Annotated in this window: 6 protein-coding genes; all 6 read right to left on the bottom strand. The window is 74.7% G+C overall.

Annotated elements, in window-relative coordinates; translation table 11 throughout:
- Positions 1–71 precede the first annotated feature (71 nt).
- The 6 genes from ABTZ03_RS02225 to obgE all read right to left on the bottom strand — a co-directional run bounded on the left by ABTZ03_RS02225 (position 72) and on the right by obgE (position 6,878).
- Entirely contained in the window at positions 72–1,133 is a 1,062-nt protein-coding gene (locus ABTZ03_RS02225) for an SCO2583 family membrane protein (RefSeq protein ID WP_350510945.1), read from the bottom strand.
- Between the two features lie 104 nt (positions 1,134–1,237).
- Entirely contained in the window at positions 1,238–1,807 is a 570-nt protein-coding gene (locus tag ABTZ03_RS02220) for an SCO2584 family spore wall biosynthesis protein (RefSeq protein ID WP_502894377.1), read from the bottom strand.
- 91 nt (positions 1,808–1,898) lie between these two features.
- Positions 1,899–3,221 (bottom strand): glutamate-5-semialdehyde dehydrogenase, encoded by a 1,323-nt coding sequence (locus ABTZ03_RS02215; protein ID WP_350510943.1) that lies wholly within the window; start codon positions 3,219–3,221, stop codon positions 1,899–1,901.
- A gap of 106 nt (positions 3,222–3,327) precedes the next feature.
- Positions 3,328–3,852, bottom strand: coding sequence for a DUF8830 family protein (locus ABTZ03_RS02210; protein ID WP_350510942.1), 525 nt, complete (start codon positions 3,850–3,852; stop codon positions 3,328–3,330).
- Between the two features lie 166 nt (positions 3,853–4,018).
- Positions 4,019–5,155 (bottom strand): glutamate 5-kinase, encoded by a 1,137-nt coding sequence (proB, locus tag ABTZ03_RS02205; protein ID WP_350510941.1) that lies wholly within the window; start codon positions 5,153–5,155, stop codon positions 4,019–4,021.
- A 244-nt stretch (positions 5,156–5,399) separates the two neighbouring features.
- Complete coding sequence (gene obgE / locus ABTZ03_RS02200) at positions 5,400–6,878, bottom strand: GTPase ObgE (protein WP_350510940.1); 1,479 nt, start codon at positions 6,876–6,878, stop codon at positions 5,400–5,402.
- Positions 6,879–6,935 lie beyond the last annotated feature (57 nt).

Here is a 6,935-nt window from a genome sequence, read left to right as displayed (position 1 = left end):
CCGGGCTCCCCGCCCCCCGGCGCCCGGGGGCGGCCCCCGCCGCCCCCCCCCCCCCGCCGCGCCGTCCCGGTTCAGCTCCCCGCCAGCACCCCGCACACCTGCCAGGCCGGCCGCGCGTGGTCGCCCGGGTCCACCGGCGACGGCGGCGCCACCGCGGTGCCCTGCGCGGTGGCCAGCACCGGCTGCAGGAAGCCCGCCAGCGAGGCGGTGCACGGGTCCGGCCCGGCCTGCAGCACCGCGTCCACCAGCCGCAGCTGCGCCGTGGCCAGGTCCACCCGGTCGAACTGGAAGGTCAGCTCGCGCCGCACGGTCTGCAGGGTGACCGGCGCCCCGGCCGCGGCACCGGCCGGCTTCAGCGCGTACACGAAGGTGTGGTCGGTGGTGATCTGCAGGGTGCCGTTGTCCGCCTCGTCGACCCGCATCGCGCCGACCACCTCCACGGTGTCGGAGGCCAGCGCCACCTGCGCCGGGTCGAAGCGGACGATCCAGCCGGTCACCGCGTGGTGCCGGTCGTCCACCGGCTGGGCGGTGCCCGCGTCGAACTGCGCCTGCTCGCCGGGCGTCACGAAGGTCCGCACGTCCGCGGTGGCACCCTGGACCAGCGCCGCGGGCGCCAGCGAGGACGCCACCAGGTAGCGCTGCACGGTGTCCAGCGCCTTGGTCACCTCGACCTTGCTGTAGTGCTCGGTGGCCGCCCCGGTCGGGGTGTTCAGCCCGGTCGTCCCCACGCCGTACCCGGGCGGCAGCGCGGCGAACGGGTGCGCCGGGTCGGCGACCGGACGGACCGTCGAGGCCGGGCTCAACGCGACCAGGCTGACGGTCAGTTGACTGCCCTCCGGCCGCACCGGAACGCCGTTGGGCGAGTTCACCCCGAAGTACACCGCGGCCCCGAAGGCCACCAGGACGATCAGCAGCAGGGCCAGCGCCTGACGCGGCACGGTGCCCAGCGGACCGAGCCGCACCCGGGCCCGGGTGGCCTTGCCGAAGGAGCCCGCGAGCCGCTCCCGGGCGGACAGTTCCTGGATCCGGGCAGCCCGCACGAACGATTCGTCGAACACGACGGACCGGAACTCGTCCTCGTTGCCGGAACCGCCCTCGGGCGGACCCTCAGGAGGTTCGCGCGGGTCACCCATACCACCAGGGTAGGCGTACACCAGCCCCGCCACGAGGGCCTCCGCGCAGATTGCCGGGGACGCCGCGTGACCGGCCGCCCGGGCGTGCGCCGCCGGTTCCCCGGTCAGCCCGCGGGCGCGGTGACCACCAGCGACGGCTCGGCCGGCGCGGACCTCGGGTCCGCCCCCGGACTGCTGCTGCCCGACTCCGGGCGCCGGGGCGCGCCCGAGGAGCCGCCCACGCCCTGGTAGATCGCCGCGACCGCCACCGCCACCAGGCTCACGCCCATGATCACGGCGAGCACCCAGGCCACCGGCCGGTGCCAGCGCTGCTGCGCCACGTACCGCCCGCGGGCGCGCACCGGGTCGTAGGCCCGCCCCCACCGCCGGCCCCGACGGCCGACCGTCCGGCCCGGGCCCGACCACGGATCGGGGTACAGGTGGTCCTCGTCGAGCCCGCTCGGGTACGGGCGCAGCTCCAGCGGCAACCCGTCCCCGGCCGTGCCCTCATGGCTCCAACCCGGTCCCGCGCCGTCCGGCTCGAACCGCGCCTCGGCCGCGGCGAGCCGCCGCTCCTTGGCCGTCGGCTCGTGCACGGCGGCGGACCGGACGAAGGCCTCATCGAAGACCACGGTGGCGAACTCGTCGTCCGCACCACCGTGGTCGGCGCCGTCGGGGTACGGCAAGCCCCCCACATCCTCAGCCACGGATTCAGCGTATTACCGGCCGGGCGATTTGTCTGTGGCTCCCGGCAGTTGGTCCGTCACACGTGTGACGGAGGACCGCTCAGCGGTCCTCCGCTCCCCCGCCGACGGTCTGCGTCGCCTCGCCGCGGACGTGCCCGTCCCCGGTGACGATGTACTTGGTGCTGGTCAGCTCCGGCAGCCCCATCGGGCCGCGGGCGTGCAGCTTCTGGGTGGAGATGCCGATCTCCGCGCCGAAGCCGAACTCGCTGCCGTCGGTGAAGCGGGTGGAGGCGTTGACCGCCACCGTGGTCGAGTCCACCAACTGGGTGAAGCGGCGGGCGGCGGCCTGCGAGGTGGTGACGATCGCCTCGGTGTGGCCGGAGGACCAGCGGCGGATGTGCTCGACGGCGGCGTCCAGCGAGGGCACCACGGCCGCGGCCAGGTCGTACGACAGGTACTCGGTGCCCCAGTCCTCCTCGGTGGCCGGCACCACGGTGGCACCGCTGCCCTCGGCGGCCTTGAGCACCGCCTCGTCGCCGTGCACGGTCACCCCGGCCCCGGCCAGGGCAGCCAGCGCCAACGGCAGGAAGGCGTCGGCGACGTCCTGGTGCACCAGCAGCGTCTCGGCGGAGTTGCAGACGCTGACCCGCTGCGCCTTGGAGTTCAGCAGGATGCCGACGGCCATCGCCAGGTCGGTCCGCGCGTCCACGTACACGTGGCAGTTGCCGGTGCCGGTCTCGATCACCGGGACGGTCGAACCCTCGACCACGGTGCGGATCAGCGAGGCCCCGCCGCGCGGGATCAGCACGTCGACCAGGCCGCGGGCGCGCATCAGCTCCTGCACCGAGTCCCGGCTCTCCCCCGGCACCAGCTGGATCACGTCGGCCGGCAGCCCGGCCGCGACGACGGCGTCCCGCAACACGGCGACCAGCGCGGTGTTGGAGCGGTAGGCGGAGGCGGAGCCGCGCAGCAGCACCGCGTTGCCGGACTTCAGGCAGAGCGCGGCGGCGTCCACCGTGACGTTCGGCCGGGCCTCGTAGATGATGCCGACCACACCGAGCGGCACCCGCACCTGGCGCACGTCCAGGCCGTTCGGCAGGGTGTAGCCGCACACCACCTCACCGACCGGGTCGGCCAGCCCGGCCACGTCGCGCACGTCGGCGGCGATCGCGGCGATCCGCTCGTCGGTCAGGCTCAGCCGGTCGATCACCGACTCGGCCGTCCCGGCCCCGCGGGCCCGGGCCACGTCCTCGGCGTTGGCCGCGACGATCTCGGCGCTGCGGGCCACCAGCGCGTCCGCGATCGCCAGCAGCGCGGCGTCCTTGGCCCGGCGCGGCAGCGGGGCCAGCGCGGCGGCGGCCTCCCGGGCTCGGCGCGCTACGGCGAGGACGGGGCTGTCGGCGGTGCTCAGGTCGCTGGTCATGCCGCAAGGGTAGCGACCGGGCCGTCCCACCGAGCCCTGTTTCCGCCCGGTGAGACGGCCCGTACGCGCTCAGTACCCGTACCCGCTCAGTACGGGTGCACCCCGCTCAGTACGGGTGCACTCCGCCCAGGTGCGGCGGCGGATCGCCGAAGCCCTCCGCCACCCGCTTGTGGTACGTCGCCCGGTCGACCACCTCCAGCCCGACGATCTCCCACGGCGGCAGGCCCGCCGTCACCTTGTGCTCGCCCCACAACCGCAGCGCTATCGCCGCCGCGTCGTGCAGGTCCCGGGCCTGCTCCCAGTACCGGATCTCGGCGTGGTCGGCCGCGTAGCGGGCGGTCAGGAAGAACGAGTGGTCGTGCGCCAGCTGCTCCAGCGAGGCCCGTAGCGAGGACAGCGGGGTGGTCTGCCCGGCCACGCTCAGCACCACGTGCCACAGCCGTGCCTGCTCCGGCACGTTGGGCGGGTCCGCGGCCTGCGCCCGCTGCGGCCGCAGTCTGCGCACCCCGCCGGGCCTCTGCGGCGGCGGACCGGCCGGCTCGGCGGGTCCGTCCCCGCGTCCGCCGTCGATACTGGTCAGCCGCCGGCCCGCCGTCCCTCCGGTCAGCGCTGCCTCGCGCCTGCGTTCCACCGGCGGCCTCCTGTTCGGCGATGTCGTGTCGTCCCCCACCGGACCCGTCGACCCTCGGCCGACCGGTACGGCTGCGCCCCTCCTCGCCCGCGGCCGGGCCGCTCCCGGTACGGAGCGGCCCGCCGACCGCAGTGCGCCGCACGACCGGTGCCGGCCGAGCGGCCGGTCAGCCGTGCAGAACGACCAGGTCGTCGCGGTGGACGACCTCGCGCTCGTACCCGGCGCCGAACTCCTGGGCCAGGTCGCGGGTGGACCGGCCGAGCAGGCGGGGCAACTCCTTCGCATCAAAGTTGACCAGTCCGCGGGCCACGATGTGGCCGTTTTCGGCAAGAAGGTCCACCGGATCACCCGCGGTGAAGTCCCCGTCGACCTTGGTCACCCCGGCGGGCAGCAGCGAGGCGCCGCCGGAGACCACCGCCTCGACCGCACCGGCGTCCAGGTGCAGGGCGCCGCGCGGGCTGCTCGCGTGGGCCAGCCAGAGCATCCGGCCGGAGCTGCGGCTGCCGGTGCGCCGGAAGAGCGTGCCGGTGGGCCGCCCGGCCAGTGCGTCGGCGGCGTGGCTGGCGGCGGTGAGCACCACCGGGATGCCCGCACCGGTCGCGATCCGGGCCGCCTCGACCTTGGTGACCATGCCGCCGGTGCCGACCCCCGCCTTGCCGGCGCTGCCGATCTGGATGCCGTCGAGGTCGTGCGGGCCGCTGACCTCGGCGATCCGGCTGGTGCCGGGCCGGGACGGGTCGCCGTCGTAGAGGCCGTCCACGTCGGAGAGCAGCACCAGCAGGTCGGCCCGGACCAGGTGGGCGACCAGCGCCGCCAGCCGGTCGTTGTCCCCGAACTTGATTTCGGCGGTGGCCACGGTGTCGTTCTCGTTGACGATCGGCATCGCGCCCATCGCCAGCAGCTGGTCCAGCGTCCGGTAGGCGTTGCGGTAGTGGGCGCGGCGGCTGGCGTCCTCGGCGGTGAGCAGCACCTGGCCGACCCGGATGCCGTACCGGGCGAAGGAGGCGGTGTACCGCGCGACCAGCAGTCCCTGGCCGACGCTGGCGGCGGCCTGCTGGCGGGCCAGGTCCTTGGGCCGCTTGTCCAGGCCGAGCGGGGCGAGTCCGGCGGCGATGGCGCCGGAGGAGACCAGGACGACCTCGGGTGCTTCCGGTCGGCTGCGCACCTTGGCGAGCGCGTCCACCAGGGCGTCCACCCGGTCGGCGTCCAGGCCCCCGGCCGCCGTGGTGAGTGAGGAGGAGCCGACCTTGACCACGATCCGGCGTGCGGTCAGCACCTCCTCCCGCAGTGAGTCCTCGCTCATCTCGCTGTACGCCCTTCCGGTGTGGTGCGGCCGCGGCGGGTCCCGGCCGGGCCGTCGTCCCCGCAATCTACGCGATCCGCGCAGGTCACCCCCAGGGAGTTCCGACGGCTGGACCAGGGCCGACCGGCCCCCGCCGAAGTGCCCGGCCGCGCGGGCGGGGTGACGGCCCGTCAGGCCGGAAGGACGCGGACGGCCCCGCCACCTCGACGGGTGGCGGGGCCGTGCGCGTCGTCGAGCGCCGGGCTCAGTGGTCCTCGTCGTCGTCCTCGATGGCCGCCTGCCGGCCGCTGGAGAGCGCCTCGAAGGCGAGGTACTCGGCCTCGGCCGCGTCCCGCCCCTTCTGCTTCTCGCGCCGGCGGTCGACCGCCGGGCGCTGGGTCTCCATGCGGTGGTCCTCACCGCGGCGGCCGAGCATCTCGGCACCGGCGGCCATGGTCGGCTCCCAGTCGAAGACGACGGCGTTCTCGTCCGGGCCGATGATGACGGTGTCGCCCTCGTGGGCGCCGACCTTCCACAGCCGGTCCTCGACACCGAGGCGGGCCAGCCGGTCGGCCAGGTAGCCGACGGCCTCGTCGTTGCTGAAGTCGGTCTGGCGGACCCAGCGCTCCGGCTTGACGCCGCGGATGCGGTAGGCGCCGTCCTCCTCGGTGATGGTGAAGCCCTCGTCGTCCACGGCCTTGGGCCGCAGCACGATCCGGGTGGACTCCTGGACCGGCTTGGCGGCGCGCGCCTCGGTGACGATCTGCGCCAACGCGAAGCTCAGCTCGCGCAGGCCCTTGCGGGAGGCGGCGGAGACCTCGAACACCCGGTAGCCGCGCTCCTCCAGGGAGGTGCGGGTGAGGTCGGCGATGTCCTGGCCGTCCGGGACGTCCACCTTGTTGAGCGCGACCAGGCGCGGGCGGTCGTCCAGACCGCCGTACTGGGCGAGCTCGGCCTCGATGGTCTCCAGGTCGGTCAGCGGGTCGCGGCCGGGCTCCAGGGTGGCGCAGTCCAGCACGTGCACCAGCACCGAGCAGCGCTCGACGTGCCGCAGGAACTCCAGGCCCAGGCCGCGGCCCTGGCTGGCGCCGGGGATCAGGCCGGGCACGTCGGCGATGGTGTAGACACTCTCACCGGCGGTGACCACACCGAGGTTGGGGACCAGGGTGGTGAACGGGTAGTCCGCGATCTTCGGCTTGGCGGCGGAGAGCACCGAGATCAGCGAGGACTTGCCGGCGCTCGGGTAGCCGACCAGCGCCACGTCGGCGACGGACTTGAGCTCCATGACGATGTCACGGGCCTCACCGGGCTCGCCGAGCAGCGCGAAGCCGGGGGCCTTGCGGCGGGCCGAGGCCAGCGCCGCGTTGCCGAGGCCGCCGCGGCCGCCCTGGGCGGCGATGAAGCTGGTGCCGTGGCCGACCAGGTCGGCGAGCACGTTGCCCTGGCGGTCCAGCACCACGGTGCCGTCCGGCACCAGCAGGACGAGGTCGCCACCGAGGGCGCCGGTGCGGTGGCCGCCGGCGCCGGGCTTGCCGTTGGCGGCCTTGCGCTTGGGCGAGTGGTGGTACTCCAGCAGGGTGGTGATCTGCGAGTCCACGGTGAGGATGACGCTGCCGCCCTCACCGCCGTTGCCGCCGTCCGGTCCGCCGAGCGGCTTGAACTTCTCGCGGTGCACGGAGGCGCAGCCGTGGCCTCCGTTACCCGCGGCGACGTGAAGTTCGACGCGGTCCACGAAGGTGGTCATGGGTGTGCCTCCAGTACGGATGAGTCTGCTTGCTTCTGCGTAAAGCGCGAAGGGTGG

Source organism: Kitasatospora sp. NPDC096077, from assembly GCF_040303245.1.
Taxonomy (GTDB): domain Bacteria; phylum Actinomycetota; class Actinomycetes; order Streptomycetales; family Streptomycetaceae; genus Kitasatospora.
This window is presented reverse-complemented; position numbering and strand designations above follow the sequence as displayed.

Bases quoted from the DNA above. Each gene is read 5' to 3' on its own strand.
- ABTZ03_RS02225 (WP_350510945.1), bottom strand. From the start codon at position 1,133: ATGGGTGACCCGCGCGAACCTCCTGAGGGTCCGCCCGAGGGCGGTTCC.
- obgE (WP_350510940.1), bottom strand. From the start codon at position 6,878: ATGACCACCTTCGTGGACCGCGTCGAACTTCACGTCGCCGCGGGTAAC.
- ABTZ03_RS02215 (WP_350510943.1), bottom strand. From the start codon at position 3,221: ATGACCAGCGACCTGAGCACCGCCGACAGCCCCGTCCTCGCCGTAGCG.
- proB (WP_350510941.1), bottom strand. From the start codon at position 5,155: ATGAGCGAGGACTCACTGCGGGAGGAGGTGCTGACCGCACGCCGGATC.